Raw genomic sequence first — 25,473 nt, forward strand, 5'->3', positions numbered from 1 at the left:
CCAGAATGGCGCCTCTTTTCCCCGACGCGAAGGCGCGGCATGGTCCGGCCCGCATGAAAGCGCCTGCCCCCAAGCCCGCCAAGAAGCCCGCCCGCAAGACCAAGAAGCGCGTCTCCCCGGCCGAGAGAGCCCGGATCGACGAGATCTTCACCCGCTTCGAGGCGGCCGAAGCGCATCCCAGGACCGAGCTGCGCTTCCACAGCCCCTACACCCTGGTGGTGGCGGTGGCCCTCTCGGCCCAGGCGACGGACGTCTCGGTCAACAAGGCCACCGACCGGCTGTTTCCCGTCGCCGACACGCCGCAGGCGATGCTGGAGCTCGGCGAGGAGGGCCTGACCCCCTACATCGCCTCCATCGGGCTGTACCGGACCAAGGCCAAGAACGTCATCGCCCTGTCCCGCATCATCCTGGAGCAGCACGGCGGTCAGACGCCCCTGGACCGCGAGGCGCTGCAGGCTCTGCCCGGCGTGGGCCGCAAGACCGCCAGCGTGGTCCTGAACGAGCTGGGCATCGAGCCGGCCATCGCCGTGGACACCCACGTGTTCCGCGTCGCGCACCGGCTGAAACTGTCGAACGGCAAGACCCCCGATCAGGTGGAGCAGGACCTGTTCGACATCGTGCCCCAACCCTGGCTGACGCGGGCGCACCACTGGCTGATCCTGCACGGGCGCTATGTCTGTATCGCCCGCAAGCCCAAGTGCGAGATTTGCAGGATTTCGGACCTTTGCCCCTCGCGGGAGCTGTTCCTGGGGGCGTGAGGTTGTCTCCGGTGTATCGGTCTTCTCTCCTGTTCCCTCCCAGTCCAGTTTATGACCGCTCACCCCGGCGAAGGCCGGGGTCCAGATTCATCCGGCGAGCCAGCAGGGCTTCACCTGGATCCCGGCCTCCGCCGGGATGAGCGGTGAAATGGGGGCATGCCAGAAGCATAACCCCGCCCCGGCGAGCGGGGAGAAGTTCGCCGCCCTTGGCCGCCGTCGAATGTCTCCGATGTCTCCGCCAAGTGATCCGGAGTATCGAGAGTATCGGTCTCCAGAGTCTCCATTCGCGCGCACGAAATTTGCCAGCGGCCGCAGCTTTCGCTAATCGGCGTGAGACTTTTCCTTCGAAAGATCTCCCCACATGACCGCCCGCTACGACGTCGCCGCCATCGGCAACGCCCTCGTCGACGTTATCGCCCCTTCGGACGACGCCTTCCTCACCGCCGAGAAGCTGGTGAAGGGCTCGATGCAGCTGGTCGATCAGGACTATGCGGTGGCGCTGTACAGCCGCATGGCGTCGGGCATGGAGACGTCCGGCGGGTCGGGCGGCAACACCATCGCCGGGGTGGCGAGCCTTGGCGGCAAGGCCGTCTATCTGGGCAAGGTGGCGGACGACCAGCTGGGCGACATCTTCGCCCATGACATCAAGGCCATCGGCGTCGATTACGACGTGCCGCGCCTGGTCGGCGGGGCGGCCACGGGCCGCTGCATGATCAATGTCACGCCGGACGGCCAGCGGACCATGTGCACGTTCCTGGGCGCCTCGAACCAGCTGACGGCGGACGACGTCGATCCGGCGGTGATCGAGGGCTCCAGCATCGTCTATCTGGAAGGCTATCTGTTCGACCCGTCGGAAGCGCGCGTGGCCTTCGCCAAGGCCGCCGCCCTGGCCCACGGCGCCGGCCGCCAGATCGCGGTCACCCTGTCCGACAGTTTCGTGGTGGATCGCCACTATGAGGCCCTGCGCGGCTTCGTGGAGACCCAGGTGGACATCGTCTTCGCCAACGAGGCCGAGCTGCTGTCGCTGTATCGCACAGACGACTTCGAAGCCGCCGCCAAGCAACTGGCCGCCAGCGTCGGCATCGCCGCCGTCACCCGCGGTGAAAAGGGTTCGGTGGTGCTCAGCGGCGAGGCGCGTCACGAAATCGCGGCCGAGGCTGTGGAGAAAATCGTGGACACGACGGGCGCGGGCGACCAATACGCAGCCGGGTTCCTCTACGGCCTCGCCAAGGGCAAGCCGCTGGCCGACTGCGGCCGGCTGGGCTCGATGGCGGCGGCCGAGGTGATCTCGCACTACGGCCCCCGTCCGCTGGTGTCCCTGAAGGACCTGGCGGCGGCGAAAGGCCTCTAGAAGGACGAATGCCAATGGCGCGCACGGCCGAAGTGGTCCGCGAGACCAAGGAGACGCAGATCCGCGTCGCCATCGATCTCGACGGGACCGGCAAATCGACCATCTCCACCGGCGTGGGCTTCTATGACCACATGCTGGAGAGCTTCGCGCGTCATGGCGGGTTCGATCTGGAGATCGAGACCAAGGGCGACCTGCACATCGACATGCACCACACGGTCGAGGACACCGGCATCGTGCTGGGCCTGGCGGTGAACAAGGCGCTGGACGGGTTCAAGGGCATCCGCCGGTTCGGCCACGCCTATATCCCCATGGACGAGACCCTGACGCGCTGCGCCATCGACCTGTCCAACCGTCCGTACCTGATCTGGAAGGTGGACTTCACCCGCCCCAAGGTCGGCGACATGGACACCGAGCTGTTCAAGGAATTCCACCACGCCTTCGCCATGAACTGCGGCGCCTGCGTGCATCTGGAGACCCTGTACGGCGACAATACTCACCATATCGCCGAGAGCGGGTTCAAGGCCCTGGCCCGGGCGCTGCGTCAGGCGGTCGAGATCGACCCCAAGACCGGCGGCCATGCCCCCTCCACCAAGGGCGTGCTGTAGGTTCATCCCATGCAGAGCGTCGCCCTGATCGACTACGGGTCGGGCAATCTGCGCTCGGCCGAACGAGCTCTTGTCGAGGCCGCGCGCCGTCGCGGGCTTTCCGTGGACGTGCGCGTCACCGCCGACCCCGAGGTCATCGCCAGGGCCGACCGCGTCATGCTGCCGGGGGTGGGGGCGTTCGCCTCCTGCCGCGAGGGGCTGGACGCCGCCGGAGTGGTCGAGGCCATGGACGAAGCGGTGAAGACCCGCGGCGTTCCGTTCCTGGGCATCTGCGTGGGGATGCAGCTATTGGCCACGCGCGGCCTGGAGTTTCGCGTCACGCCGGGCCTGGACTGGATCGGCGGCGAGGTGAAGAAGCTTGCGCCCTCCGACCCCGCCCTGAACATCCCGCACATGGGCTGGAACGCGGTGGAGCGGGTGCGCGAGCACGCCCTGTTCGCCGACGTGCCGGCCGACGCGCCCATGTACTACGCCAACTCATTCGCCCTGAACGCCGCCGACCCGGCCGATGTGATCGCGGTCAGCGACCACGGCGGGCGCTTCACGGCGGCCGTCGCGCGGGGCAATGTGGCCGGCGCGCAGTTCCACCCCGAAAAGTCGCAGGCCGCTGGCCTTTCCTTCCTCGCCAACTTTCTGGAATGGCGCCCATGATCCTCTATCCCGCCATCGACCTGAAGGACGGCCAGTGCGTGCGCCTGCTGCACGGCGACATGGACAAGGCCACGGTGTTCAACGCCTCGGCCGCCGACCAGGCCGAGCGCTTCGTCAAGGACGGCTTTTCGTGGCTGCACGTGGTGGACCTGAACGGGGCCATCGAGGGCCAGTCGGTCAACACCAAGGCGGTCGAGGACATCCTGAACGCCGTGTCGATCCCGGTGCAGCTGGGCGGCGGCGTGCGCACGCTTGAAGGCATCGAATCCTGGATCGAGGCCGGCGTCAGCCGCGTGATCCTGGGCACGGTGGCCGTCAATGATCCCGAGCTGGTCAAGAAGGCCGCCCGGATGTGGCCCGAGCAGATCGCCGTGGCCGTGGACGTGCGCGACGGCAAGGTCGCCGTGGACGGCTGGACCGCCCTGTCGGACATCAGCGCGGTGGACCTGTCCAAGCGGTTCGAGGACGCGGGTGTCGCGGCCCTGATCGTCACCGACATCTCCCGCGACGGGGCGCTGACCGGCGTCAACGTCGAGGGCGTGGGCGAGGTGGCGGACGCGGTTTCGGTTCCGGTGATCGCCAGCGGCGGCGTCGCCTCGGTGGACGACATCATCAATCTGAAAGCCCGGCCGGGCGCGCCCATCGCCGGGGCGATCCTGGGTCGCTCGCTCTATGCCGGCACCATCCGGCCGGCCGACGCCATCCGGGCCGCCGGCTGATGCTGACCCGCCGCGTCATTCCCTGCCTGGACGTCAAGGACGGCCGTGTGGTGAAGGGCGTCAACTTCGTGGCCCTGCGCGACGCCGGCGATCCGGTGGAGCAGGCCGCCGCCTATGACGCCGCCGGAGCCGACGAGCTGATGTTCCTGGACATCACCGCCAGCCATGAGGGGCGGGGCCTGATCCTGGACGTGATCGCGCGGACCGCCGACGCCTGTTTCATGCCGCTGTCGGTGGGCGGGGGGGTGCGGGCGGTCGAGGACATGCGCCGCCTGCTGCTGGCCGGAGCGGACAAGGTGGCGGTCAATACCGCCGCCGTGGAGAATCCCGACCTGATCGCCGCCGGGGCCGACGCCTTTGGCGCGCAATGCGTGGTGGTGGCCGTGGACGCCAAGGCCCGCGAGGACGGCTCGGGCTGGAACGTCTGGACTTACGGCGGAAGAAAAGACACCGGGCTGGATGTGGTGGAATACGCCGCCCGGGCGGTGGAGAAGGGCGCGGGCGAAATCCTGCTGACCTCCATGGACCGCGACGGGGCCAAGACGGGCTATGATATCGCCTTGTTGAAGGCGGTGGGCGAGGCCGTCAGCGTGCCGGTGATCGCCAGCGGCGGGGCGGGAAACACCGACCATCTGATTGAAGCCGCCCGCGACGGCGGGGCCGATGCGGTCCTGGCCGCCAGCATCTTCCACTTCGGCGAGATCACCGTGCGCGAGGCCAAAGCCGCCATGGCCGCAGCCGGCCTGCCCATGCGCCTGGAGTCCTGACATGGCCGAGCTGTTCAAGGTTCTGGAAGAACTCGCCGCCACGGTGGCGTCCCGCAAGGGGGGCGACGTTTCAGCCTCCTACACCGCGCGCCTGCTGGCCGATCCCGCCCTGGCGGCCAAGAAGCTGGGCGAAGAGGCCACGGAGACGGTGATCGCGGCCGTGCAGGGCGATCTGGACGCCCTGGCGGCCGAAAGCGCCGACCTGCTCTATCACTGGCTGGCCCTGGCCGCGGCGGCGGGGCTGGACCTGGATGCGGTGGCGGAGAAGCTGGAAGCCCGTCAGGGGCAATCGGGCCTGGCGGAAAAAGCCTCGCGCTAGAGCCTGCGCTTGAGGGCCACGTAAAGCGCGCCCTCCCCGCCGTGATGGCGGTCGGCCTGGGAGACCCCGGCCACGATGTCGCTCAGGTGCGGGGCGGCCAGCCATTCGGGCACGTAGCGGCGCAGGACGCCCGTCCCCAGCTTGCCCTTGCCGGTGATGACCAGCACAGAGCGATAGCCCTCGTCCGACGCGCGGCGCAGGAAGGCCTCGAGCGTGGGGCGGGCGCGGTCCTGGTCCATGCCGTGCAGATCGAGGCGGGCTTCGAGCGGGTCGCGCTCGCGGGTGATGCGGCGCTTGCGGCGCGGCTCGATGGGATCGACGCCGTTACGCGGGGCGCGGACGGGGTTGCGCAGAGCCTTGAGGTCCTCGGCCGCCAGCAGCAGGGGCGCGGCGGCGGCGTCCGTCCGGGGGGCGGCGGGTTTGGCCTTGGGCGTCGGGCGTCCGGGCAGGGGCTGAACGCCCTTGGCCAGGGCGGCCCAGGCGGGGTCGACGGAGGGGTCGGCGGGCGGGGCCTCGACGGGCTCGGGGACCGGGACCCGCTTGCCAAGCTTGGCCTTCTTGAGGGTTTTGACCGTGACCTTGCGGACCTGGGCGTCGTCGGGCGCGCGGCCCTTGACGGTTCCGACCACCAGGTCCCACAGCCGCCGCTCTTCCGGCTTCAGCGGCCGTTTCATGGCGTCAGTCCCTCGGAACCAGACGGTACAGGCGAAGGCTGTGGCGCACGCGTCCAGCCTCCAGCCCCGCCGCCGCGCCCGTGCCCATGTAGAGATCGGCCCGCACCGGCCCCTTGATCGCCCCGCCGGTGTCGAGCGCGGCCACCAGCCGGCGGTAGGTGGGGAAGGCGCCATTGAGCTTGGGCGTATCGGCGTCGATCCAGTAGAGGCCGCCGTAGCTGTGCTGGCTGGGGTCCACCGCGATGGCCCGCCCCGGCGGCAGGGGGATGTTGGCCGCGCCACGCGGCTCGGCGCCGTCGTCGGGCTTGAGGTGGAAGAACACGTAGCGGCGGTTCAACTGCATCACCGCGTCGGCCTGCGGGCCGCGATGCTCGGCCAGCCAGGCGCGGATGTTTTCGGCCGAGGTGTTGCTGTCGGCCAGCAGGCCCTGCTCGCGCATGGGGGCGGCGACGCCCAGGAAGGGATGGCCGTTGTGGGCGGCGTAGAGCGCCTTGAAGCGCTTGCCGTCGGGCAGGGTCAGAACGCCCGAGCCCTGGATCTGCATGAAGAACAGGTCCTCGGGCTTCATCCAGGCCAGGGGTTTGTCGGTCTCGATCGTCTCGATGGCCGCGCGGTCGGGATAGGGCCTGGCCTTGCCGCCGACCACCTGGGCCGGAACGACGCCGGCGCCGAGGTCGATCATCTCCAGGTCCGCCGGCTTGGCGCGGACGGGGGCGGTGAAGTCGCCCCGGCGGGAGAAGCGGGCCTCGTACTGGGGGGCGAAATAGGCGGTGAGCACCCCTTCGCCGCCCAGGGACCGGGCGACGAGATGGGCTTCCAGCCAGGCCTTGGCCTCCGCGGCGTTCAGGCGCCCCGCTCGGTTCGCCTTGTGGCAAAGGGCCGTGAGGGACGGATCGCGGCGCGCCTGGCAGCCGGTCTTGACCGCCTCGAAGGCGGCCAGATGGTCCTCCGCCGCCCAGCCGGGCAGGTCGGACAGCACATAGACCAGCGGCCTGGGGTCCGGCCGCTCCGGCGCGGGCTCGGCGGGGGCCGTCGGGGCAGGCTCAGGCTGAACCTGCGGAGGCGGTGTCCGCGTGGCGCAGGCCGCCAGGATCAGCGCCGCAAAGGCTGCGACGCCGGGATGCAGGGCGGCGCGGCGCATCACGCCGCCGCGGCGTCGACGTTCACCAGGATCCAGTTGGGATCGCGACTCTTGAGGTCCCGCTCGAAGGTCCACAGCTCGGCGGTGCGGCGGTCGTCGACCCCCTCGCCTTCCGGGCCCCTGGTGCGGCTGCGGAACTCGGCCAGGAATCGGACCACGACCTGGGCCAGATCGCCCCGGACGGCGGCGCTTTCGAAATCAGCGCGGGGCGGGTGCAGGAATTCGACCGTTTCGGTGCGGTTTTCAGCCTCGCGGGCGGCGATCGCCCCCTCGAAACCTTCCATCACCTGCGGAGACAGCAGCGGCCGCAGCGTGTCGCGGTCGCCGGCGGCGAAGCCCCGGACCACCATTTCATAGGCCTGACGGGCGCCGCCCAGGAAATGGCCGACGTCGAAGGCGGGATCGCGGGCGCGCAGGGCGGCCAGACCGTCGGCGGAGGCCAGATCGGCTTCCTCGCCCCGGGAAGGCTCGACCACGACAGGGCCGCGAGGCGCTTCGACAGGCGCGGGATTGTCTTCGGGCTGGCGGCCCACCCGGCGTCCGAGCACCGAATAGAGCTGATAGAGCACCACAGCGGCGAGGACGGCGAAGATGATCAGTTCGAGGGCTTGCAAAGGAGGACCGACTTTTATGGCGAACAGCTTCAGACAATATAGGCGCGACGGACGGCCGCGTCAGGCCCGGCGTTGCACGAGGGGCGCCCTCATGTTAGCAGCCCGGCCTTCTACCGTGATCTTATAGGCTGTGAGGCGCCTGTCGCCTGGCCGATCCTCCTGATGGATTTCCCATGACCGACACCACTTCCGGCGCTCCGGAGACCACCGCCGAAGAGCAAATCGGCGTTCGCGTCATCGCCCAGTTCGTCCGCGATCTGTCCTTTGAAAACCCCGGCGCGCCTGAGGCGCTGCGCGGCGGCGGCCAGCCCGAAATCGACATGGGCGTCGAAATGAACGCCCGTGGTCGCACCGACGGCCTGTTCGAGGTGGACCTGAAGCTTTCGGCCCGCGCCACGCGCGGCCCGGACGCGGTGTTCCACGTCGAGGTCGTCTATGGCGGCCTGTTCCAGGTCACCGGCGTCAATGAAGACGATCTGGAGCCGGTGCTGCTGATCGAGTGCCCGCGCTTCCTGTTCCCGTTCGCCCGCCGCCTGATCGCGGACGTGACCAGCGAAGGCGGCTTCCCGCCGTTCCTGATCGATCCGATCGACTTCGCCGGCGTCTACGCCCAGCGCAAGGCCCAGGCCGGCGGCGCGACGGTCGGCAACGCCTGATCCCAAAAGGAAACGGCGGCCGGGTCACCCCGGCCGCCGTCCCATAAGCTGTCCTGATGGACGAAGCTTATTTCTTCGAGCCAGCCACGGCGTCCTTCATCGGCTTGGACGGGCGGAAGCGAACCGCCTTGGTGGCGGCGATCTTGATGGTCTCGCCGGTGGCGGGGTTGCGGCCTTCGCGAGCGGCGCGGTCGGCCACGTCGAAGATGCCGAGGCCCGACAGACGGACGTCTTCGCCCTTCACCAGGGCGCCCTGGATCGTGGACAGGATGGCGTCGAGCATGCGGCCGGCTTCAGCTTGCGAAACGCCGGCTTCCTTGGCCGCCGCGGCGATCAGTTCGGATTGGTTCACGTCAAATCTCCTTGGTTGAACCTGGGATCTCTCGCACCGGTCACGGCCGGGGCGGCGAGGGGGTGGTGGCTATAGCCCGACTCTGAGCCAAACAGCCTTGTCCTTGAGGGTCGCCGCCACGAATTCGGCGTGGGCGGCGCGTTCGGCGTCGGTGGAGCGGGGCGCCAGCGGTCTCGGCCGCGCGCCATAACCGCCGGCCATGGCAGCCGAAACCGCGAGAGCGGCGGTGGCGTGGGTCAGGTCAAGCGCCCGTTCCTTGCCGCCGCGCAGTTCCAGATAAACCTCGGATAGCAGGTGCGCATCGATCAGCGCCCCGTGCTTGTCGCGGCTTTCCAGAGAAATCTTGAAGCGTTTGCACAGCGCGTCGAGCGAGTTGTACATGCCGGGAAAGCGCTTCTTGGCCAGGGCCAGGGTGTCGACCCAGCGTTCCTCGTGCATGACCGCGCGGCCGCAGCGCTCCATCTCGTAGTTGACGAAGCTTCTGTCGAAGGCGGCGTTGTGGGCCACGATGGTGGCGTCGCCGACGAACTCGATGAAGCGGTCGGCGATCTCGGCGAACTTCGGCTTGCCCTTCAGGAACGCGCCCGAAAGCCCGTGGACCTTCTCGGCCTCGGCCGGCATGTCGCGCTCGGGATCGACGTATTCGTGGAAGGATCGGCCCGTGGGAATGAAGTCGATGACCTCGATGCAACCGATCTCGACCAGACGGTCACCCTTGTGCGGGTCGAAGCCGGTCGTTTCGGTATCGAGGATGATCTCACGCGCCATGGGCTGATTCCATGCCGATGTTCGGCGGCGGACTCAAGCTGGACCAGCCTGAAACCGCACTGTCGCAAGGATTTTTCGTACCTGGTCGTGGGCGAAATCGAGTCCTTGAGCCGTATCCACCACAAAATCAGCCATTCGTCGCTTTTCGGCGTCCGGCAACTGGCGGTCGAGAATGGCGTCCAGCTTCGCCTCGGTCATGCCCGGACGGGCCAGAACGCGGGCGCGTTGGACCTCCGGCGGGGCTGAAACCACCACCACCTTGTCCACCCTGGCCTCGCCGCCGGTCTCATAGAGTAGCGGGATGTCCAGCAGCACCACATCGGCGCCCGCGGCCTGGGCTTTTTCGAAGAAGGCGGCTCGGCTCTGGGCGACCAGAGGATGGACGATCGCTTCCAACCTTTGCAGGGCTTCCGGCTTGCCGACGACCTGGGCGCTCAGCGCCGCGCGGTCGACGGCGCCGTCCCGGACCACGCCGGGAAACGCCTCGCCCACCGGCCCGACAGCCGCGCCGCCCTGAACGTAGAGACGATGAACTTCCGCATCGGCGTCGTAGACAGGCACGCCTTCGGCGGCGAACATCGCCGCCGTGGTCGATTTTCCCATGCCGATCGAGCCGGTAAGGCCAAGCAGGATCATTGTCCGAGGGTCTTCAGGGCGAGGGCGCGAATGTCCACCGAAGCGGGGGGCGTGTAGCCGAACACCGCCTCGAAGGTGGGAATCGCCTGACGGATCAGCATCTCCAGCCCATCCACCGTCCGGCGGCCGCTGGCCGCCGCGCGGTCTAGGAATTCGGTGCGCAGGGGCTTGTAGACCATGTCCATGATCACGGCCGAGGCGGGCGCGGCGTCGAGCGGCACGTCAGGGCCGGGCCCGCCGCCGAGACCAAGCGACGTGGCGTTGATCACCACGGTGGCGTCGGCCAGCACGGCCGGCGCCTCGTCCCAGGCGTGCGCCGTGCAGTCAGGGCCCATGTCGGCGGCGATCTCCCGCGCGCGGGACAGGGTGCGGTTGATGATGCGTACGGTGGGCGCGCCGGCCTCCAAGAGCGCCGCGGCCGCGCCGCGGGCGCCGCCGCCGGCGCCCAGCAGGACGGCCGGGCCAGTATTGGCCTCATAGTCCGCCTGCGCCTTCAGGGCGCCGATCAGACCGGCGCCGTCGGTGTTGTCAGCGAAGATCGTTCCATCGGGACGGAACAGCAGCAGGTTCGAGGCCCCCGCCCGCCGCGCCATGGGGGAGGCGTCATCGGCCATGGCCAGGGCCCGTTCCTTGAAGGGAATCGTGACGTTGAGGCTGCGGACGACGCCGCCCCGCAGGCCGTCGATGAAAGCCTCAAAGCGGTCCTCGGCCGGGGCGAAGGGCACATAGGCGGCATTGATCCCGTCCGCCTGGATCCAGGCGTTGTACAGGACGGGGCTGAGGGAATGGGCGATGGGCTGGCCGCAAATGCCCGCCACCAAGGCGGCGCCGGTGATCATGCGTCGAGGACCTTGTGCAAACGCAGGAAGTCCAGAAGACCCATAAGCGGCAGACCCAGGATGGTGAAATAGTCGCCGTCGATACGGTCGAACAGCTGCACGCCCTCGGTCTCCAGCATGTAACAGCCCACCGAACCGAGGATCGCCTCGCCCTGGCGGTCCAGATAGCCAGCCAGCCATTCATCGCTGAAATCGCGCATCCGCAGGGTGGCGGTCGTCACCTCGCGCCAGATCGGCTGGCCGTCGCGGGCCACGACCAGGGCCGAATGCAGCTTGTGGCTCTTGCCCCGCAGGGTCTTCAGCCGCTCGGCGGCCTCAAACATGGTGGTGGCCTTGTCGTAGAGCCGGCCGTCCAGATCGAGGGTCTGATCGGCGCCGATCACCAGGCCGGATCGCTTTGTGGAGACCTTGACCGCCTTCAACTCGGCCAGGGCGTCGGCGATTTCGCGCGGCGTGGCCTGTTCAGCCAGCAGGGAGGCCTTGGCTGCGTCCTCGTCCACACCGGCGCCGACCGCGTCGAAGGGTACGCCAGCCTGGGTGAGCAGTTGGGTTCGGGCGGCGCTCTTGGACGCCAGGGTCAGCAGGGGAGCGGTCATTTCAGACGTCCACCTGACCACGGCCGCCGGACAGCAGGTTCATGATCGCCGCGGCGGTCTCCTCGATGGAGCGACGGGTCACGTCGATGACGGGCCAGCCCATGCGTTCGAACAGGCGGCGGGCCTGGATGATTTCCGACCGCACGGCTTCGACGTCCACATAGTCGCTTTCGCGGTCCTCGCGCAGGGACAGAAGCCGGTTGCGGCGGATCTGGATCAGGCGATCGGGCGAGGCGGTCAGGCCGACGATCAACTTGCCCTTCACATTGAACAGCTTGGCCGGGGGATCCTGTCCGGGGACCAGCGGCACATTGGCCGACCGGATGCCGCGGTGGGCCAGATAGATGGAGGTCGGGGTCTTGGAGGTGCGCGACACGCCCACCAGAACCACGTCGGCCTGATCCAAATCCTGGCCGCCCTGGCCGTCATCGTTGGCGATGGCGTAGTTCAGGGCCTCGATCCGGTCGAAATAGTCGTTGTCGAGGGCGTGCTGGGCGCCCACCCGGGTGGAGATCTTGGCGCCCAGATAGCGCGACATGGCCGAGACCACCGGGTCCAGGGCGGCGATGCAAGGCATTTCCAGCCGCCGGCAGCCATCCTCCAGCGCCGCGCGCAGGCCTGAATCGACGATGGTGTGCATGACCACGCCCGGCGCGCCGGCGATTTCCTCCAAGGCGCGCTCAAGCTGACGGGTCGAGCGGATCAGGGCGTAGATGTGCTCGATCGGCAGCACGTCATTGAACCGGGCGCAGACGGCGCGGGCCATGGCGTTCAGCGTCTCGCCGGTGGAGTCGGAGACCAGATGGATATGGAAGTAGGTCGAGACGCGCGGCCGGTCGCCCCGCTCCTCGTCTCCGCCCTGTGGATGCGCCGTTAATGAATGCTTAACCAAAACCAGTCTCTCTGGGGAATAGCGGGCACAAAACCGCGCGTCGGCGGCTTTGCCAAGCGCCTCGGTTAAGAACCACCCTTCTTGCTGTCGTACAAATCCCCAGGGGCGACTCCTTTCCGGAGCTTCGCACGCTTCTTTTCGACAAGACTGGGGATGGCGGGCCGTGATCCACCCATCGACCCACGGGACGCCATTAAGGTTTTCTTAAGAATTTGAGCGCGATGGCGACTTGTCCACGCTATCCACACCCGGCTCATCGGGCTGTGCGCGAGACTGGGGCCAAACCGCGGGAGAACGCCTGTATGGCGGCGCGTTCGAGACGCTTTTCCCCACCATCCACGTGGCCAGCACCTTCATCCAATCTTCCTTAAAATCTTATTAAGATAAGAAAGGGAGGAGGGCTGTTCGGGGAGCGAGATGTCCTTCGGGCTTGAGCCTTCGGGCCGGACCCGGTTTAAGGCGTGGCATGACCGACCAGGCCCAGAAGACCCAGACTCCGAAGTTCCTCTCCGTCCTCGCCGGCCAGAGGGCCGAGCGCCCGCCGGTGTGGTTCATGCGTCAGGCGGGCCGCTATCTTCCCGAGTACCGGGCGCTGCGGGCGACGACCCCGGACTTCATCAGCTTCTGCCTGGATTCAGAGAAGGCGGCCGAGGCGACGCTGCAGCCGATGCGGCGGTTTCCCTTCGACGCCTCCATCGTGTTCGCTGACATCCTGCTGATCCCCCGGGCGCTTGGCCAGGACGTATGGTTCGAGGCCGGCGAAGGCCCCAAGCTGGGCGAACTGCCATCGCTGGACGTCATCGAGGGCAGGATCGACGGCGCGGCTGAAGCCCTCAGGGCGGTCGGAGACACCCTTTCCATCGTCCGGGCGGCCCTGGAGCCTGAACGGGCGCTGATCGGCTTTGCGGGCGCGCCCTGGACCGTGGCGACCTACATGATCGAGGGCGGCTCTTCGGACCGGGCCAAGGCGCGGACCTTCGCCTATGAGCGCCCCGATGACATGGAGCGGCTGCTGAACGCCCTGGCCGACAGCACGGCCCTCTATCTGGCCATGCAGGCACGGGCCGGCGCCCAGGCCCTGAAGCTGTTCGAAAGCTGGGCGGAGGGTCTGCCCGAGGATCTGTTCGAGAAATTGGTCATCCGTCCGCACCAGCGGATCATCAAGCGCCTGCGGGCCGAGGGGATCGACACGCCGGTGATCGGCTTTCCGCGCGGCGCGGCGGCCTATGCCGAACGCTATGCGGCCAAGGTGGACGTGCAGGGCGTGGCGCTGGACACGGCCTGCCCGACCCTGGTGGGTCAGCGGGTTCAGGCCCTGAAGCCGATTCAAGGCGCGCTCGATCCCCTGCTGCTGCGAGCCGGCGGCGAGGCGCTGGACATCCGGGTCGATCAGCTGCTGGAGCAATGGGGCGGCGGGCCGTACATCTTCAACCTGGGCCACGGCATCCTGCCCGATACGCCAATCGCCCATGTCGAACGGGTCCTGGCCAAGGTGACGGGCAAATGAGCCGCAAGGTCGCCGTCGTCCTGATGAACCTGGGCGGACCCGACGGGCCCAAGGCTGTCCGGCCGTTCCTGTTCAACCTGTTCCGCGATCGCGCGATCATCGGCCTGCCGGCGATCGCCCGTTATCCGCTGGCGGCGCTGATCTCGACCACCCGGCGAAAGGAGGCCACGGCCAACTACGCCATCATGGGCGGCGGATCGCCCCTGTTGCCGGAGACAAAGGCCCAGGCCGACGCCCTGGAGCTGTCGCTGAAGGCGCGAGGCGTGGACGCCAAGTGCTTCATCGCCATGCGCTACTGGCATCCGTTCACGGAAGCGACCGCCCGCGACGTCGCCGCATACGAGCCGGACGAGGTGGTCCTGCTGCCGCTTTATCCGCAGTTTTCGACCACCACGACGGAGTCGTCGCTGAAGGTCTGGCGCAAGGCCTACAAGGGTTCGGGGACGGTGCGGACCGTCTGCTGCTATCCGACCCTGGACGGTTTGGTCGAGGCGCATGCGCGCAAGATCCGGTCGGCCTATGACGCGGCGGGCAAGCCGACGCCGGCGCGTCTGCTGTTCTCGGCCCATGGCCTGCCGCAGAAGGTGATCGACGCCGGCGATCCCTATCAGGAGCAGATCGAGGCCACCGCGGCCGCCGTCGCGGCGCGCCTGGGCGCCGGCTGGGACTGGAAGGTCTGCTACCAGAGCCGGGTCGGGCCGTTGAAATGGCTGGGCCCCTCGACTCCGGAAGCCATCGAGGAAGCCGCCAGCGACGGGGTTGGGGTGGTCATCTGCCCCATCGCCTTCGTCTCCGAGCATGTGGAGACCCTGGTGGAGCTGGACCACGAATATGCCGAGCTGGCCGAGGGACTGGGGATTTCGACCTATGTCCGCGTGCCGGCCCTGGGGGTCGAACCGGCCTTTATCGACGGCTTGGCGGGCCTGACCATCTCGACCCTGGCCGGGGCGGCAGAGGACTGGACGTGCGAGCACGAACAGGGAAACTGTTCGCTGGCGGCTGAGGGAGCGGTTCGATGACCTGGATGGCGGAGAATTACGATCTGCTGCGAGGCCTGCACATCCTGGCGGTGATCGCCTGGATGGCGGGGCTGCTCTACCTGCCGCGGCTTTACGCCTATCACACCAAGGCCACGCCGGGCGGCGAGACCGACATCACCTTCCGCACCATGGAAGCCAAGCTGCTGCGGATCATCATGAACCCGGCCATGATCCTGGCCTGGATCTTCGGGGTCTGCCTGATCGCGGCGGATACGGTTCGCCTGGGCCACGACTTCCTGCTGCAGCCGTGGATGCTGGCCAAACTGGCGGGGGTCCTTTTCCTGAGCGGGTGGCATGGCTATCTGTCGAAGGCGCGCAAACTTTTCGCCGAGGGCCGCAACCAACGCAGCGAAAAGTTCTGGCGGGCCACCAACGAGCTGCCGTTCCTGGCCGCCATCGTCATGGTCATCGCCGTGACCACGGAATTTGGGGGTCGCTAAGCCGGCTGGGACCTCGCGCCGCGCTTGACCGGCGCGGAGCGTTATGGTTCCCCTGCTCTCAAGCATGAAACGACGCGTTTCGTGTCGTCACCTCTTCCGGTCGTGCGCGGTCCTCGCGCCCCTTAATGGCCGGCTCCCGACTTTCGCGCCTCGTGCGCACCGCCAATCGCCGCCCGAAGTCCTTTCGGTCCGGCATTCATAAAAGACCCAAGGCCCGTGTCGCACGGGTCCGCATACCCCTGAGTTCGATATGCAAGACGAATCCTTCCCCGAAAACGAAACTCCTGAAACCCTCGCGGCCACCGAAGCGGCGGCCGAAGAGACGATCCTGGACGCGGACGGCGGCGACGATGAAGGCGACGACAACGCCGAGATCGTGGCGGCCATCGCCGAGCTGGGCATCACCCGCATGTCCCTGCAGGAGCTGAAGGAGAAATCCCCGGCCGACCTGGTGGCCCTGGCCGAGCGTCTCGAGATCGAGAACGCCAGCTCCATGCGCAAGCAGGACATGATGTTCGGCATCCTGAAGACCCTCGCCGAGGAAGGCGTGGAGATCTTCGGTTCGGGCACCATGGAAGTGCTGCAGGACGGCTTCGGCTTCCTGCGCAGCCCGGAAGCCAACTATCTGCCCGGTCCGGACGACATCTATGTCTCGCCCTCGCAGATCCGCAAATTCGGCCTGCGCACCGGCGACAGCATCGAGGGCGCCATCCGCGCGCCACGTGAGGGCGAACGCTATTTCGCCCTGACCAGCGTGCTGAAGGTCAATTTCGAGAACCCCGACAACGTCCGCCACAAGGTCGCCTTCGACAACCTGACGCCGCTGTATCCCGACGAGCGCCTGGTCATGGAGATGCCCGATCCGACCCTGAAGGATCGCTCGGGCCGCGTGATCGACATCGTCGCGCCGCTCGGCAAGGGCCAGCGCTGCCTGATCGTCGCCCCGCCGCGCGTGGGTAAGACGGTGATGCTGCAAAACATCGCCAAGTCGATCGAGACCAATCATCCCGAGTGCTACCTGATCGTCCTGCTGATCGACGAGCGCCCGGAAGAAGTGACCGACATGCAGCGCACCGTGAAGGGCGAGGTCATCGCCTCGACCTTCGACGAGCCGGCGACGCGTCACGTGCAAGTTGCTGAAATGGTTATCGAAAAGGCCAAGCGCCTGGTCGAGCACAAGCGCGACGTGGTGATCCTGCTGGACTCGGTCACCCGTCTGGGCCGGGCCTACAACACGGTCGTACCGTCGTCGGGCAAGGTCCTGACCGGCGGTGTGGACGCCAACGCGCTGCAGCGCCCCAAGCGCTTCTTCGGCGCGGCGCGGAACGTCGAGGAAGGCGGTTCGCTGTCGATCATCGCCACCGCCCTGATCGACACCGGCAGCCGCATGGATGAAGTGATCTTCGAAGAGTTCAAGGGCACGGGGAACAGCGAAATCGTTCTTGATCGGAAAGTGGCTGACAAGCGCATCTTCCCGGCCATTGACGTGCTCAAGTCCGGCACCCGCAAGGAAGAGCTCATCACCCCGAAGGATCAGCTGCAGAAGACCTACGTCCTGCGCCGCATCCTCAACCCGATGGGCGCGTCCGACGCGATCGAGTTCCTGCTCGACAAGCTGCGTCAGTCGAAGACCAACGGCGACTTCTTCCAATCCATGAACACCTGATCTAGCCTCCGTTTCGAAAAGAAACGGGGGAGCGGATCAGGATGATCGCGATCTATGGCGGGGGGCGTACGCGCTCCCTGCGTGTCGTCTGGATGGCCGAAGAGATGGGGCTGGATTACGAAATCCGGCCCGTCAGCCTGATCGAGACCAAGTCCGATCCCGCCTTCCAGGCGATGAACCCGGCCGGCTTCCTGCCCGTGCTGCAAGACGGCGACGTGACCATGATCGAGTCCGTGGCCATGATGGAGTACCTGGCCGTCCGCTATGGGCCGACCCCGCTGGTCCCGCCCACCGACGATCCCACGTGGGTGCGCTACAAGCAGTTCCTGCATTTTGGGGAGAGCTCGGTCGCCGCGGTTTTGAACATCGCGGTCGGCTCGAAGTTCGCCGCTCCGCGCGAGCATCGTGACAACTGGGGGGCGGCCCTGGCCGTGGACCTGGCCATGAACCGCAGCTGCGTGGTGGCCAACCAGCTCAAGGCCACGCCGTTCATCGCCGGTGATGAGTTTACGGCGGCCGACATCTCGGTGGCCTATCCGTACCTGCTGGCCAAGTTCATCGGCTTCCAAGACCGGGTCGATCCAGTGATCCAGGACTATATCGGCCGGCTGAAGGCGCGCCCGGCGTTCGAGCGCGCCCTCGCCAGAAGCAATGAGAAAGCGGCTTAGGCCAGGTTGTTCTGCAGGAAGACCTGGGTGCGGATCTGGGCGACGGCGGCGTCATTGCCGTCGTAGTGCTCCCCACCCTTGCGAGCAAAGGCGTGGTCCCGGCCTGGATAGGTGTGGATCTCGACCTTCGGATGGTCCTTCAGCGCGGCGATGATCTTCTCCTGCGCGGCGGGGGGCACGAACTGATCGGCCTCGGCGATGTGCATCAGGAGCGGCATCCGGATCTTGGCCGCCTCGTCGGTGAGGTTCTCGATACCGACCCCATAGTACGAGACCGACGCATTGACGTTGGTCCGCGTCGCCGTGAGGTAGGCCAGCTTGCCGCCGAGGCAGAAGCCGACGGCGCCGACCTTCCCCGTGGAACCCTCGTCCTGGCGGATGAAGTCGATCGTGGCCTGGATGTCCTCGATCCCCTTGTCGGTGTCGAAGGCGTTCATCAGGGCGAAGGCCTTCTTCCACTCGGCTTCCGACTGGTCGGTGATGTCGACGCCGGGCTCGACCCGCCAGAACAGGTCCGGGCAGATGGCGAGGTAGCCGACCGACGCCAGGCCATCGGCGATCTCGCGCATCACGGCGTTGACCCCGAATATCTCCTGGATCACCACCACGGCAGGCGCCTTGGGCTGAGACGGACGGGCGACATAGGCGGAGAACTCCCCATCGGGGGTGGCGATTTTCACGGTCTGAGAAGCCATGGGTTAGTCTCCTGCTCTGCTGTGGTTTGGGTGCGGCGCATGGTAAGCCATGCAGCGCAAGGCTTGTGTGAAAAGACGGAGGCGGCATGAAGGTCAAGATGGAATTCGACTGCACCCCGGAGGAGGCCCGCGCATTCATGGGCCTGCCGGACGTGACGCCGCTGAACGAGAAGCTGGTCGCGGAGATGCAGGCGCGCATGGAGGCCAACATGGCCATGCTGGCGCCCGACGAGTTGATGAAGAACTGGATGGCCTTCGGCGCCGGGGCTCAGGACCAGTTCCGCAAGCTGATGACCGCCGCGGCCACGGCCGGCTTTTCCGGGACCGCACCCAAGGAATGAGGGACTCTATCTTCGCCCTGGCCACCGCGCCTGGTCGCGCGGCGGTGGCGGTGGTGCGCCTGTCCGGCGCCCACGTGGGAGAGGCGCTGCGCGTCTTGGCCGGTCCCCTTCCCGCGCCGCGCATGGCGAGCTTGCGGCGGATCAAGGCCGCCGACGGCGAAACCATCGATCAGGCGCTGGTCCTGTGGTTCGAGGGGCCGGCCAGCTATACGGGCGAGGATAGTGCAGAGCTGCATCTGCACGGCGGCCGGGCCGTGGTTGAGCGGGTGCTGCAGCGACTTGCGCAGCTGGGCCTTCGTTTGGCCGAGCCAGGCGAGTTCACGCGACGCGCCTTCGAAAACGGCAAGCTCGACCTGGCGCAGGCCGAGGCGGTAGCCGATCTGGTGGATGCGGAAACCGAGACCCAGGCCAAGCAGGCGCTCGATCAGCTGGGTGGCGCTTTGAGCCGTCGGTACGAACTTTGGCGCGAGACGCTTCTCGAGGCGTTGGCCCTACTCGAAGCCGCCGTCGATTTCCCCGATGAGGACCTTCCAGAAGACGTCGCCGCCCGCGCCCATCCGGCGCTGAAGACGTTGCTCGTGGAACTTGACGAAGCGCTGGCCGACGCCGAGCGCGGCCGCCGGGTGCGTGACGGCTATCGCATCGCCCTGATCGGGGCGCCGAACGCTGGCAAGAGCAGCCTGCTCAATGCGCTGGTTCAGCGAGACGCGGCCATCGTCACCGCCACCCCCGGCACCACGCGGGATGTTATTGAAACGCCCCTGGTCTTAGGTGGCTACAAGGTTCTTCTGGCGGACACCGCTGGCGTCCGCGAAACCACGGACGAGATCGAGGGCGAGGGTGTGCGTCGGGCCCGGCAATGGGCGGCGGAAGCGGACCTGCGACTTTGGGTGGTCGATGGGTCGTCAAACGACAGCGCTTGGCGGGAAGCCCAGGATCTGGTGACGGCGTCGGACATCCTGATCGTGAACAAGAGCGATCAACCCTCGGCGGATATCTCCATCGACTTCGGCGGGCAGCGCATCGGTTGTTCCACGTGGAACACCGAGGACATGGCCATGCTTTCACGCACGCTGGAGATGCGCGTCATCGCTGACCTCAGTGGCGCCGATTTTCCCGCCGCCACGCGGATGCGCCACGTGGAAAGTCTGACGGAAGCCAGGGCCTGTCTGCAACGCGCTGTAACGACCGATCCCGAGCTTGTCGAGGTCGCCGCCGAGGAGGTCCGGTTGGCCGCGCGCCACCTGTCGCGGATCACTGGTCGCATCGATCCGGAAACCGTGCTTGGCAAGGTGTTCAGCAGCTTTTGCATCGGTAAATAGTGTTCCACGTGGAACACCGGCGGGCTTATCCACAGGGCTGTCCCCACTTCTGTTCCACGTGGAACAGTTCGTCGCCTCGACGCTGATCCCCTCAAGACCTATATTGGTTCCACGCCCAACGACTGGGCGCGTCTCAGATCGCATCGTCATGACCACCCCCCTCCCCGCTTCGTGGGACGTCATCGTTATTGGCGGCGGCCACGCCGGATGCGAAGCCGCGGCGGCGTCGGCCCGCACAGGCGCGCGCACCCTGTTGCTGACGCACAAGCTTGAGACCATCGGGGAAATGTCCTGCAACCCGGCCATCGGGGGTCTGGGCAAGGGGCACCTGGTTCGTGAGATCGACGCCCTGGACGGGCTGATGGGCCGGCTGGCGGACGTGGCGGGCATTCAGTTTCGGATGCTGAACCGGTCCAAGGGCCCGGCGGTGCGCGGCCCTCGCTCACAGATCGACCGCCGCCTTTATCGCGAGGCCATGCAGGCGGCGCTCGCCGCGCAGGCCAATCTCGACATCGTCGCCGAGGCGGTCGAGGATCTGATTGTCGAGAACGGCGCGGTCGCCGGCGCAATTGGCGGCACGGGCGCGCGCTATCTTGCTCCACGTGTGGTTCTGACGACCGGTACGTTCTTAAAGGGGATCATCCACCTCGGCGAGCAACGCATCCCGGCGGGTCGGGTCGGCGATGCGCCGGCTATCGGGCTTTCGGACCGCCTCTATGGTCTTGGCCTGTCCATGGGGCGGCTAAAGACCGGCACCCCGGCGCGCCTTAGCGGCAAGACCATCGCCTGGGACCGACTGGAGATGCAGGCGGCGGACGAGACTCCGACCCCCTTCTCCTTCCTGACCCGCGAGATCACGGTCCCGCAGATTCAGTGCGGCGTGACCTGGACCACGGAAGAGACCCACAGGATCATCGCCGAGCGCCTGACGGAGTCGGCGGTCTATGGTGGCCGCATCGAAGGGCGCGGCCCGCGCTATTGCCCGTCCATCGAGGACAAGGTCGTGCGCTTCGCCGACAAGACCGCGCACCAGATTTTCCTCGAGCCCGAAGGTCTGGACGACGACACCGTCTATCCCAACGGCGTTTCGACTTCGGTCTCGGAAGAGACCCAGCTGCTCTTCTTGCGCACCATCCCGGGCCTCGAGAACGTCGAGGTCATCCGCTACGGCTACGCGATCGAGTATGACTATGTCGATCCGCGCGAGCTGTTCCCGACCCTGGAGACCAAGGCTCTGCCCGGCCTTTATCTCGCCGGCCAGATCAACGGCACCACGGGTTATGAGGAAGCCGGCGCGCAAGGTCTGGTCGCCGGCCTGAACGCGGCCCGCGCCGCGGCGGGTTCAGAGCCGGTCACCTTTGCCCGGGACGAAGCCTATATCGGGGTGATGATCGACGACCTCGTCACACGTGGGGTCACCGAACCGTATCGGATGTTCACCAGCCGGGCGGAATTTCGCCTGACCCTGCGCGCCGACAACGCTGACCAGCGCCTCACCCAGCGCGGGATCGAGTTGGGGGTCGTGGGGGCCGAACGCGCCGCCGCCTGGGCCGCCAAGTCGGCCGAGTTGGCTCACGCCCGCCAGCGCTGCAAGGAACTGACCTTCACCCCGGCTGAGGCGCATCGCGCCGGCTTCAAGGTGGGGCAGGACGGCCAGCGCCGCGGCCTGATCCAGATGTTGGCCTATCCCGACATCAGTTTTGACGATCTGGCCGGAGCCTGGCCCGAGATCGCCGACTGGTCGCCGGCCGTGCGCGAGCAGATCGAGATCGACGCGGCCTATGCCGGCTATATCGACCGCCAGTTGGCGGACGTGGAGGCCTTCCGGCGCGATGAGAACCTGACCCTGCCGGCCGATCTCGACTACGCGGCGGTGGGCGGTCTTTCCAACGAGGTGCGCGAGAAGCTGACCCGCATCCGCCCCCTCACCCTGGGCCAGGCGGCCCGTATCGAAGGCGTCACTCCTGGCGCGCTTACCGCATTGCTCGCCCATGTCCGTCGCGTCCGCGCAGCTTGATCCCCTTCAGATCGGGGTGACCGACGCGGCCAGCTTCCAGGCCGCGACGGGCGCCAGCGACCAGGCCATGGCCGATCTGGAGCGCTTTCGCGTTCTGCTCGCCGAGTGGAATGAGAAAATGAACCTGGTCGGGCCCGCCAGCTTGCCCAGCTTCTGGAACCGTCACGCGTGGGACAGTGCTCAGTTGCTCAGCTATGCGCCCGATGCGCGGGTCTGGGCTGATCTCGGCGCCGGCGCGGGCCTACCCGGCGTGGTGCTGGCGATCCTGCTCAAGGGCCAGGACGGCGGCTATGTTCACCTGGTGGAGAGCATGGCCAAGCGCTGCCGGTTCCTGTCCGAAGTGGTCTTGGAACTCGATCTTCCCGCCGAAATCCACAACGCCCGCGCCGAAGATCTGTCGCTCAAAACCGATATCGTCACGGCGCGCGCCTGCGCGCCTCTGGAGCGCCTTTTGGGGTATGCCCAGCCCTACTTCAAACGAGGCGCAACCGCCTTGTTTTTAAAGGGTCAAGATGTTGCGTCAGAGTTGACCGAAGCTACTAAATATTGGAAATTTAACTCAGACCTGAAGCCCAGCCTGAGCGATCCGCGCGGCTTTGTTCTCCAGGTGAAAGGCCTTTCCCGTGCTCGCCCAGTCTGACCCGGCCCTACGCATCCTCGCCATCGCCAACCAGAAGGGCGGCGTGGGTAAGACCACGACCGCGATCAACCTGGGCACGGCCCTCGCCGCGGTCGGCGAACGCGTCCTGCTGATTGACGCCGATCCGCAGGGCAACGCCTCTACGGGCCTCGGCGTGCCGCGCCACCAGCGCAAGACCACCCTGTACGACGTGCTGATGGGCGACGCCCCGGCCGGCGAGGCGGCGGTGAAGACCAGCTTGCCCGGCCTGGATCTGATCCCGGCCGATCCGGACCTGTCCGGCGTGGAACTGGAGTTGGGCCAGGCTGCCCGCCGGTCATACCGCCTGCGCGACGCGCTGGAAGTCCTGCGCCGCGCCGGCAACTACACCTATGTGCTGATCGACTGCCCGCCGTCGCTGAATCTGCTGACGGTGAACGCCATGACGGCCGCGGACGCGGTTTTCGTGCCCCTTCAGTGCGAGTTTTTCGCCCTGGAGGGCCTGACGCAGCTGATGCGGACCATCGAACTGGTGCGCGGCAGCCTCAATCCGAAGCTGGAGATCCAGGGCGTGGTCCTGACCATGTTCGACAAGCGCAACAGCCTGTCCGAACAGGTGGCGTCGGACGTGCGGGCCCACTTCGGCGACAAGGTCTACGAGACCGTGATCCCTCGCAACGTGCGGGTGTCCGAGGCGCCGTCCTTCGGCAAGCCGGTGCTGATCTACGATCTGAAATGTGCGGGCAGCCAGGCCTATCTGAAGCTGGCGCGTGAAGTTGTCAGCCGTGAACGGGCCCGCCAGGCCCAGGTCGCGGCCTAAGTATTCCAAGGACTTAAGATGGTTGGGGAAACGACGATGGTCGAAGGACGTCGGGGTCTGGGTCGCGGTCTGTCCGCCCTTCTGGGCGAGGCGGAATCCGCCAGCGCCGCCGCGGCCGCCGGCTCGCCGGGCGGCCCTAACGAGGTGTCGATCGAGTTGATCCGCCGCAACGCCGACCAGCCGCGCCGGGTGTTTTCCGAAGAACTGCTCGAGGAACTGTCGGCCTCGATCCGCGAAAAGGGCGTCCTGCAGCCGATCCTGGTGCGTCCGGCTCCGGGCGCCGAGGGCGAATATCAGATCGTCGCCGGCGAACGCCGCTGGCGGGCCGCTCAACGGGCCGGCCTGCGCTCCATGCCCGTGCTGGTGCGTGAGTTGGACGACCTGCAGGTGCTGGAGATCGGCATTGTCGAGAACGTCCAGCGCGCCGACCTGAACGCTGTCGAAGAGGCGCAGTCCTATCGCGCCCTGATGGAGAAGTTCGGTCGCACCCAGGAGGACGTCGCCCACGTGGTCGGCAAGAGCCGCAGCCACGTGGCTAACATCCTGCGTCTGCTGACCCTGCCGGAAGAGGTCCAGAACCTGCTTTCGGAGGGCCTGATCACCGCGGGGCATGCGAAAGCCATCGCTTCGGCGGAAGATCCCGCCGCCCTGGCGCGTCTGGTCATCGAAAAGGGCCTGTCGGTTCGCGAGACCGAAGCCCTGGCCAAGCGTGGCGAAGCGTCGACCGAAGCCAAGTCCGCCCTGCCCTCCATGCCGCGCCCGCCGCGGGTCAAGGACGCCGACACCCAAGCGCTGGAAGCCGACCTGTCCGACGTACTGGGTCTGGACGTGGTGATCGACGATCGCGGCGGCGTGGGCGAGCTTCGCGTGCGCTATGCGACCCTCGAGCAGCTCGACGACCTTTGCCGCCGCCTGACCCAGGGCTCGCCGGTAGAAGCCTAGAGGCCCAGACGCCTGGCGCGGCCCGCGATCATCAGGGCCAGCCGTTCAGAGATCAGATAGTCAGGAGAGCCGGCCTGCTTGCACAGGCGGTCGGCCTCCAGCACTTCGGGCTGGATGGCGTCGAGGTTCTCCAAGGTCCAGGCGCGGGCCTGGCGCAGGAATTCGCGCTCCTGTTTCCAGAAAACGCCAGCCGCCTTGGCCGCGTCCTGCAGCGGCACGCCATTCTTGGCCAGGGTGTTGACCCGGCGAAGCTTGGCCAGGTGCATGCTGATGGCCCGAACGGCGGCCGGACCGCTCTCGCCCTCGGCCGCTGCGCGCCGCAAGCCCGACTGAGCGGCGGCAAGCTTGGCTCCAAACGCGTCAGAGGCCGCGTCAAACAGCGATGCGTCGGCCTCAACGCCCAGAAAATCGGCCAGATCGGCCGCCGTGGCGACAAATCCGCTGCCCGGCTTGAGATAAAGCGCCAGGCGCTCGATCTCCTGGCGGGCGACGCCGCGCTCCTTTGGCATGCGGCTGACGAACAGATCCAAGGCCTCGCTGTTGAGGCTGACCTTGTCGGCGTTGAGGGTTTCGCGGACCAGGCGGGCGATATCGCCCGGTTCGTCCTCGTAACAGGGGATCACCGCGCAGCCGGCGACCTTCTCGGCAGCCTTGCGCAGGGCGGAATCGCGGCCCAGGGCCCCGGCCTCGATCAGGAAGAAGGCGTCGGGATTGAACTTTCCGTCGGCGTGGGGGACCACGGCCTCGGCCGCCGCCTTGTCGGCGCTGGCCTTTTCACCGAGACGCAGGCGCACCAGGCGCCGGCCGCCCATCATCGAGATGGCCGACAGCTCGCCTTCGAGCTTGCCGCCCTCCCCGTCCAGATCGCCGTCGGTCAGCAGCGCGACGTCGAAGGGATCGTCCAGATTGGGGGTGATCTTCTTGGCGAGCTGGTCGGCGCGGTCGCGGACCACGCCCCGGTCGCGGCCGTAGATCACGGCGGCGCGCACCCCCGGCGTCGGCTCCTTGAGGAAACGCTCGATGTCGGGCCGCTTGGAGAGGATCATCGGCCGATCAGC

At 67.2% G+C, this 25,473-nt stretch carries 30 protein-coding genes; 19 read left to right on the forward strand and 11 right to left on the reverse strand.

Translation table 11 applies throughout. From position 1 onward, the window contains the following. The first annotated feature begins 53 nt into the window (after positions 1 to 53). The 7 genes from nth to O5K31_RS00195 all read left to right on the forward strand — a co-directional run bounded on the left by nth (position 54) and on the right by O5K31_RS00195 (position 5,170). Positions 54 to 758: an endonuclease III gene (gene nth, locus O5K31_RS00165; RefSeq protein ID WP_269717114.1), complete on the forward strand. Its 705-nt coding sequence runs from the start codon at positions 54 to 56 to the stop codon at positions 756 to 758. A gap of 361 nt (positions 759 to 1,119) precedes the next feature. After that, positions 1,120 to 2,109 (forward strand): adenosine kinase, encoded by a 990-nt coding sequence (locus O5K31_RS00170; RefSeq protein ID WP_269715114.1) that lies wholly within the window; start codon positions 1,120 to 1,122, stop codon positions 2,107 to 2,109. Between the two features lie 14 nt (positions 2,110 to 2,123). Then, positions 2,124 to 2,714 carry an imidazoleglycerol-phosphate dehydratase HisB gene (gene hisB / locus O5K31_RS00175; RefSeq protein WP_269715115.1) on the forward strand — a complete coding sequence of 197 codons (591 nt, stop codon included), beginning with the start codon at positions 2,124 to 2,126 and terminating at the stop codon, positions 2,712 to 2,714. A gap of 9 nt (positions 2,715 to 2,723) precedes the next feature. After that, on the forward strand, positions 2,724 to 3,365 hold the full coding sequence (gene hisH, locus O5K31_RS00180) for an imidazole glycerol phosphate synthase subunit HisH (protein ID WP_269715116.1): 642 nt from the start codon (positions 2,724 to 2,726) through the stop codon (positions 3,363 to 3,365). Next, positions 3,353 to 4,084, forward strand: coding sequence for a 1-(5-phosphoribosyl)-5-[(5-phosphoribosylamino)methylideneamino]imidazole-4-carboxamide isomerase (gene hisA / locus O5K31_RS00185; RefSeq protein WP_269715117.1), 732 nt, complete (start codon positions 3,353 to 3,355; stop codon positions 4,082 to 4,084). Before hisH ends, hisA begins: the two co-directional genes overlap by 13 nt. Beyond that, positions 4,084 to 4,851 carry an imidazole glycerol phosphate synthase subunit HisF gene (gene hisF, locus O5K31_RS00190; RefSeq protein WP_269715118.1) on the forward strand — a complete coding sequence of 256 codons (768 nt, stop codon included), beginning with the start codon at positions 4,084 to 4,086 and terminating at the stop codon, positions 4,849 to 4,851. Before hisA ends, hisF begins: the two co-directional genes overlap by 1 nt. 1 nt (position 4,852) lies before the next feature. Further along, positions 4,853 to 5,170 (forward strand): phosphoribosyl-ATP diphosphatase, encoded by a 318-nt coding sequence (locus O5K31_RS00195; RefSeq protein ID WP_269715119.1) that lies wholly within the window; start codon positions 4,853 to 4,855, stop codon positions 5,168 to 5,170. Here the strand turns inward: O5K31_RS00195 and O5K31_RS00200 are convergent. From O5K31_RS00200 to timA, 3 genes are read right to left on the reverse strand one after another with little or no spacing between them, the layout of a single operon-like run. After that, positions 5,167 to 5,844 carry a Smr/MutS family protein gene (locus O5K31_RS00200; RefSeq protein WP_269715120.1) on the reverse strand — a complete coding sequence of 226 codons (678 nt, stop codon included), beginning with the start codon at positions 5,842 to 5,844 and terminating at the stop codon, positions 5,167 to 5,169. The two genes, O5K31_RS00195 and O5K31_RS00200, sit on opposite strands and share 4 nt — an antisense overlap. Before the next feature lie 4 nt (positions 5,845 to 5,848). After that, entirely contained in the window at positions 5,849 to 6,985 is a 1,137-nt protein-coding gene (locus O5K31_RS00205; protein ID WP_269715121.1) for an MltA domain-containing protein, read from the reverse strand. Then, complete coding sequence (gene timA / locus O5K31_RS00210; protein ID WP_269715122.1) at positions 6,985 to 7,599, reverse strand: TIM44-related membrane protein TimA; 615 nt, start codon at positions 7,597 to 7,599, stop codon at positions 6,985 to 6,987. Before timA ends, O5K31_RS00205 begins: the two co-directional genes overlap by 1 nt. A 173-nt stretch (positions 7,600 to 7,772) precedes the next feature. On the opposite strand from timA, the gene secB reads away from it, so the two are divergent. Continuing rightward, positions 7,773 to 8,255 carry a protein-export chaperone SecB gene (secB, locus tag O5K31_RS00215; protein ID WP_269715123.1) on the forward strand — a complete coding sequence of 161 codons (483 nt, stop codon included), beginning with the start codon at positions 7,773 to 7,775 and terminating at the stop codon, positions 8,253 to 8,255. Positions 8,256 to 8,322: 67 nt separating this feature from the next. Here the strand turns inward: secB and O5K31_RS00220 are convergent, their stop codons facing one another. The 6 genes from O5K31_RS00220 to O5K31_RS00245 form a co-directional block, all read right to left on the reverse strand. Further along, positions 8,323 to 8,607, reverse strand: a complete 285-nt coding sequence (locus O5K31_RS00220) for an HU family DNA-binding protein (RefSeq protein WP_269715124.1) — start codon at positions 8,605 to 8,607, stop codon at positions 8,323 to 8,325. 69 nt (positions 8,608 to 8,676) lie between these two features. Continuing rightward, positions 8,677 to 9,375 carry a DNA polymerase III subunit epsilon gene (gene dnaQ, locus O5K31_RS00225; protein WP_269715125.1) on the reverse strand — a complete coding sequence of 233 codons (699 nt, stop codon included), beginning with the start codon at positions 9,373 to 9,375 and terminating at the stop codon, positions 8,677 to 8,679. A 33-nt stretch (positions 9,376 to 9,408) separates the two neighbouring features. Beyond that, positions 9,409 to 10,011, reverse strand: coding sequence for a dephospho-CoA kinase (coaE, locus tag O5K31_RS00230; RefSeq protein WP_269715126.1), 603 nt, complete (start codon positions 10,009 to 10,011; stop codon positions 9,409 to 9,411). Next, the gene (locus tag O5K31_RS00235; protein ID WP_269715127.1) at positions 10,008 to 10,850 is read right to left on the reverse strand and encodes a shikimate dehydrogenase family protein; all 843 of its coding nucleotides are present in this window, start codon (positions 10,848 to 10,850) and stop codon (positions 10,008 to 10,010) included. Before O5K31_RS00235 ends, coaE begins: the two co-directional genes overlap by 4 nt. Beyond that, a complete protein-coding gene (locus O5K31_RS00240; protein WP_269715128.1) occupies positions 10,847 to 11,446 on the reverse strand; it encodes a Maf family protein in 600 nt (199 codons plus the stop codon). The genes O5K31_RS00235 and O5K31_RS00240 overlap by 4 nt, the downstream gene beginning before the upstream one ends. Before the next feature lies 1 nt (position 11,447). After that, a complete protein-coding gene (locus O5K31_RS00245) occupies positions 11,448 to 12,338 on the reverse strand; it encodes a pyruvate, water dikinase regulatory protein (RefSeq protein WP_269715129.1) in 891 nt (296 codons plus the stop codon). A gap of 466 nt (positions 12,339 to 12,804) precedes the next feature. Here O5K31_RS00245 and hemE point away from each other — a divergent pair, with 466 nt between their 5' ends. From hemE to O5K31_RS00270, 5 genes are all read left to right on the forward strand, one after another. After that, entirely contained in the window at positions 12,805 to 13,845 is a 1,041-nt protein-coding gene (hemE, locus tag O5K31_RS00250; RefSeq protein ID WP_269715130.1) for a uroporphyrinogen decarboxylase, read from the forward strand. Further along, positions 13,842 to 14,864 carry a ferrochelatase gene (gene hemH / locus O5K31_RS00255; RefSeq protein WP_269715131.1) on the forward strand — a complete coding sequence of 341 codons (1,023 nt, stop codon included), beginning with the start codon at positions 13,842 to 13,844 and terminating at the stop codon, positions 14,862 to 14,864. The genes hemE and hemH overlap by 4 nt, the downstream gene beginning before the upstream one ends. Further along, entirely contained in the window at positions 14,861 to 15,325 is a 465-nt protein-coding gene (locus tag O5K31_RS00260) for a CopD family protein (protein ID WP_269715132.1), read from the forward strand. Before hemH ends, O5K31_RS00260 begins: the two co-directional genes overlap by 4 nt. A 250-nt stretch (positions 15,326 to 15,575) precedes the next feature. Beyond that, positions 15,576 to 16,991: a transcription termination factor Rho gene (rho, locus tag O5K31_RS00265; RefSeq protein ID WP_269715133.1), complete on the forward strand. Its 1,416-nt coding sequence runs from the start codon at positions 15,576 to 15,578 to the stop codon at positions 16,989 to 16,991. A gap of 41 nt (positions 16,992 to 17,032) precedes the next feature. After that, the gene (locus O5K31_RS00270; RefSeq protein WP_269715134.1) at positions 17,033 to 17,659 is read left to right on the forward strand and encodes a glutathione S-transferase family protein; all 627 of its coding nucleotides are present in this window, start codon (positions 17,033 to 17,035) and stop codon (positions 17,657 to 17,659) included. Here the strand turns inward: O5K31_RS00270 and O5K31_RS00275 are convergent. Continuing rightward, positions 17,656 to 18,354 (reverse strand): dienelactone hydrolase family protein, encoded by a 699-nt coding sequence (locus O5K31_RS00275; protein WP_269715135.1) that lies wholly within the window; start codon positions 18,352 to 18,354, stop codon positions 17,656 to 17,658. The two genes, O5K31_RS00270 and O5K31_RS00275, sit on opposite strands and share 4 nt — an antisense overlap. Before the next feature lie 86 nt (positions 18,355 to 18,440). On the opposite strand from O5K31_RS00275, the gene O5K31_RS00280 reads away from it, so the two are divergent. The 6 genes from O5K31_RS00280 to O5K31_RS00305 all read left to right on the forward strand — a co-directional run bounded on the left by O5K31_RS00280 (position 18,441) and on the right by O5K31_RS00305 (position 24,415). Beyond that, entirely contained in the window at positions 18,441 to 18,695 is a 255-nt protein-coding gene (locus O5K31_RS00280; RefSeq protein ID WP_269715136.1) for a DUF6489 family protein, read from the forward strand. Next, a complete protein-coding gene (gene mnmE, locus O5K31_RS00285) occupies positions 18,692 to 20,017 on the forward strand; it encodes a tRNA uridine-5-carboxymethylaminomethyl(34) synthesis GTPase MnmE (RefSeq protein WP_269715137.1) in 1,326 nt (441 codons plus the stop codon). The genes O5K31_RS00280 and mnmE overlap by 4 nt, the downstream gene beginning before the upstream one ends. A 148-nt stretch (positions 20,018 to 20,165) precedes the next feature. After that, positions 20,166 to 22,034 carry a tRNA uridine-5-carboxymethylaminomethyl(34) synthesis enzyme MnmG gene (gene mnmG / locus O5K31_RS00290; protein WP_269715138.1) on the forward strand — a complete coding sequence of 623 codons (1,869 nt, stop codon included), beginning with the start codon at positions 20,166 to 20,168 and terminating at the stop codon, positions 22,032 to 22,034. After that, positions 22,009 to 22,674 carry a 16S rRNA (guanine(527)-N(7))-methyltransferase RsmG gene (gene rsmG / locus O5K31_RS00295; RefSeq protein WP_269715139.1) on the forward strand — a complete coding sequence of 222 codons (666 nt, stop codon included), beginning with the start codon at positions 22,009 to 22,011 and terminating at the stop codon, positions 22,672 to 22,674. The genes mnmG and rsmG overlap by 26 nt, the downstream gene beginning before the upstream one ends. After that, a complete protein-coding gene (locus O5K31_RS00300) occupies positions 22,658 to 23,473 on the forward strand; it encodes a ParA family protein (protein WP_269715140.1) in 816 nt (271 codons plus the stop codon). The genes rsmG and O5K31_RS00300 overlap by 17 nt, the downstream gene beginning before the upstream one ends. A gap of 36 nt (positions 23,474 to 23,509) precedes the next feature. Beyond that, on the forward strand, positions 23,510 to 24,415 hold the full coding sequence (locus O5K31_RS00305; RefSeq protein ID WP_269715141.1) for a ParB/RepB/Spo0J family partition protein: 906 nt from the start codon (positions 23,510 to 23,512) through the stop codon (positions 24,413 to 24,415). On the opposite strand, the gene holA is transcribed toward O5K31_RS00305, so the two are convergent. Beyond that, positions 24,412 to 25,461, reverse strand: coding sequence for a DNA polymerase III subunit delta (gene holA, locus O5K31_RS00310; RefSeq protein WP_269715142.1), 1,050 nt, complete (start codon positions 25,459 to 25,461; stop codon positions 24,412 to 24,414). The genes O5K31_RS00305 and holA overlap by 4 nt on opposite strands. Positions 25,462 to 25,473: the final 12 nt, after the last annotated feature.

Source organism: Caulobacter sp. NIBR2454 (assembly GCF_027474405.1).
Classification (GTDB): domain Bacteria; phylum Pseudomonadota; class Alphaproteobacteria; order Caulobacterales; family Caulobacteraceae; genus Caulobacter.